This window comes from Streptomyces sp. NPDC051104 (assembly GCF_040682835.1).
Classification (GTDB): domain Bacteria; phylum Actinomycetota; class Actinomycetes; order Streptomycetales; family Streptomycetaceae; genus Streptomyces; species Streptomyces cynarae.
In genome coordinates this window covers 1-2,924 of sequence record NZ_JBFBBS010000109.1, presented here as the reverse complement: position 1 = coordinate 2,924, position 2,924 = coordinate 1, and the positions used below count along the sequence as shown (strand labels likewise).

The window sequence follows — 2,924 nt, the reverse complement described above, 5'->3', positions numbered from 1 at the left end:
AAGAGTTATCTGAAAAACAAGGTAAATCTTTGCAAAGAGTTTCGGAAGATTTGGGATTTAGCTCAAATTACTTTTATAGAATGAAAAAACAACAACCGACTGCTGAAAAGCTAAAGTTAATCGCCGACTATTTCAACGTATCTGTGGACTATCTACTGGGGCGTGCTGAAGCTAAATCAGTCAATGAGCCGATAGACTTGGCGGAAGTCGCAAACTCTGACGATGACGCTATTTTTGACAGTATTCTAAGTGCTGGTGGTCGCCCTTTGACCGAAAAAGACAAAGCTATGATTAAATTAGTTTTTGCTGACCGTTGGGAAGAATTGCAACAAAAAGCTAAAGACTTGAAAGATAGTGAAAAATGAGGGCGTTAAATGAATCAAGAAGAATTGACCGCTCTTATAGTAATCAAGATTGAAAACTTAGGCATAGATTACAGAACATTTGAATATGATAATCAAAGAGCTTGGATAGATACAAGGCTTTGTATTGGCGGTTATAACCCAAATTTAGCTACGCCTTTTGACCATGCTCACGAGTATATGCATGCTTATTATAAAGATGATAGACGACTAGGCGAGTGCGATACACTAAGCCCTGCAGAAAAGAGAGCCAACAAAGAAGCTATTTTAATGCTTTGGGATTGGTTCATACAAAATGGCGGTAACTTTGATGATATAACACAGTTTTGTGAGATAACTGGTTGCCACTATGACGCCACTAAAAGACTGATAACATCAATGTGTTGCGATACAACTACAAAGAACTTTCGTGAGTGCGCCATTGATTACGTTAGCCATTTTGACATTATCACGCGCGACACGTTAAATATATACAACTTCTTAGACTTTTACGGCTATCATCACAACGCTTATGACGAGGCGCGTGCGTTGCTGTATGAGCTGTGCTGGTTTGAGTTGGTGGGGTAAAGTAATGAGAAGAAAAAAGAAAAAACCAGTTAAAAAGTTTGTTGTATTACAAGCTATAGGAGATATTCTTTTAAGTCTAATAGGTTTTTGAAAAACCAAGGAGATAAAATATGAAAAATATTGTGGATGAATTAAAAAAAGAACAAAAAATAAATCTACTTCTATTTGTTGTTCTTAATCTATTGTTTATTTTTATAGTGAAAACAAATTTTGTATATATGATAGCTTTAAATATTGCTTTAATCACTAATATTTTTATAAAACATATTAATAAATTTGCGAAAATAGCACTATATACCATAAGTTTTATATTATTCGTTTTGAGTATTGTTGCCTTTTGATTGATAATGAACATTAACTTGTTGATGAAAGACGCACACACAAGCTATTACTAATATTGTAAAGGAGGAAACATGAAACTATCGGACTACTTAAAGAGTATTGATAACTTAGATGAAAAAATGGAAAAGGCTGTAATTATAGCTGGGTATGAGAAAATGTTTGGAGAACACTACAGACTACCACAAGAACAGTTTGCTGACCTGATGGAATTACCTTTGCCAAAATTAAGAAGAGTTATTCATGAAATGAAAAAAGCAATAGATTAGAACTTTAATAGTGCTAAAGTCTATATAGCTGTGAACCTTAACATTTTTTAACATGCTAACAAATGCTAAGGTTCAAATCTATAAAACAAATCCTAAATTTTAGGAATGCAAAATAAAAAGCGCTTGTGCGCACGCGAAAGAGGAAAATAAAGTGGATAATATTACGAACGAATCAGATAACCTTATTCAAATTTTTAGTCATAACCCATTAGCACTTATCTCATGTATTATATTGGGTATTGGCCTTCTATTTACTTTTGCTAGTAGACAGTTTATTTTAGTTAGAGTGCTTTTAGGAAATGTAAGTTTTATTAAACAACGAATTCTTGGAGTTATTTTTGGAATAGTTGGTGCCTTATTACTTCTTTTTGCAACAGGTAACTTGAATCTTTAATAAAACAAATCACTTGCTCAGCTAATTTTATATAAATATATATCGGCAAAGAGACTTTGATTTGAGAAAAAGAGGTGTGAATATAGTACAACACTTTTTCATCTCGTGTTGTGTCTTGGAACGAAGCGGAAAGGAATGATTATAACAATGATAACAAAAAAAGAGATAAAAGATCGCTTTGAAAGAACTTCTGGAGGTATTTTAAGCGGTGTAGAAATAATTACTGATAAAAATACTGGCGTACAATATATGGTGGTTAATAAAGATTCTGACGGTTGTGGAATAACACCGTTGATAGACAAGAATGGCAAACCACTGTTAGCTAAACCAGATTCTGAATCGCATTTTGATTTATATTAGTATATAAACTCTAGATAAATTTTGGGATTATAACCTGATAAGTCAATTTCGTGCCAACATTTGCCAACAATTAGCAAGTGTACTTTCAGGTACGGTTGTTCAGTATGATACTGACAGTATGTAAATTTTGTATGTTGCTAGAATTTGCTGTGTATTTGTAACTACGGAGCTATAACATTTTTGTTTTGAATGGGTACACCTCAAAGTTACCCCTGACCTACGTGATGTCGGTATAGCTTTGTCTAGTGTTGATAACTTCCACAATTTTGAGGGCGTTAAAATCTTTACACCCTGAACCGCTGTCAGTTTGCTTTCATTTTGTAATGGGCTTTGTGGTTGTCGTTTGGTTGCGTAATGGTTGACGGCTTCCCCATTTATATGGGGAATAACTACATGTAAATTTTGTATGTTGTTCATACCCTACGTGATGTCGGTATAGCTTTCTGCAACAAGTGGCAAAAACGAAAATTTCGTTGTTGTTATTAAGGGGTCGTGATTCGCGACTTGCTAGGGAGGAACGAATCGGAACCCCCTTTTTTAGGGTCTCAGATAACGAAAGATACTTTTTCACAATTTTGTGATTAACCTTGTCTAAACCTTGTTAGTTTTATCTAGCCATAATCTCATTTTATT

5 protein-coding genes are annotated in these 2,924 nt (G+C 34.0%); all 5 read left to right on the top strand.

Translation table 11 applies throughout. The annotated features are described in order from the left end of the window. Positions 1-365: helix-turn-helix transcriptional regulator (locus AB0N14_RS39745; protein WP_366030555.1), on the top strand; the 365-nt coding region annotated here is incomplete at its 5' end. A gap of 9 nt (positions 366-374) precedes the next feature. After that, on the top strand, positions 375-929 hold the full coding sequence (locus tag AB0N14_RS39740; RefSeq protein WP_366030554.1) for a hypothetical protein: 555 nt from the start codon (positions 375-377) through the stop codon (positions 927-929). A gap of 110 nt (positions 930-1,039) precedes the next feature. After that, a complete protein-coding gene (locus AB0N14_RS39735) occupies positions 1,040-1,270 on the top strand; it encodes a hypothetical protein (protein WP_003132204.1) in 231 nt (76 codons plus the stop codon). Positions 1,271-1,342: 72 nt separating this feature from the next. Beyond that, positions 1,343-1,537, top strand: coding sequence for a hypothetical protein (locus AB0N14_RS39730; protein WP_003132205.1), 195 nt, complete (start codon positions 1,343-1,345; stop codon positions 1,535-1,537). Between the two features lie 541 nt (positions 1,538-2,078). After that, a complete protein-coding gene (locus tag AB0N14_RS39725; RefSeq protein ID WP_014734883.1) occupies positions 2,079-2,291 on the top strand; it encodes a DUF6440 family protein in 213 nt (70 codons plus the stop codon). Positions 2,292-2,924: the final 633 nt, after the last annotated feature.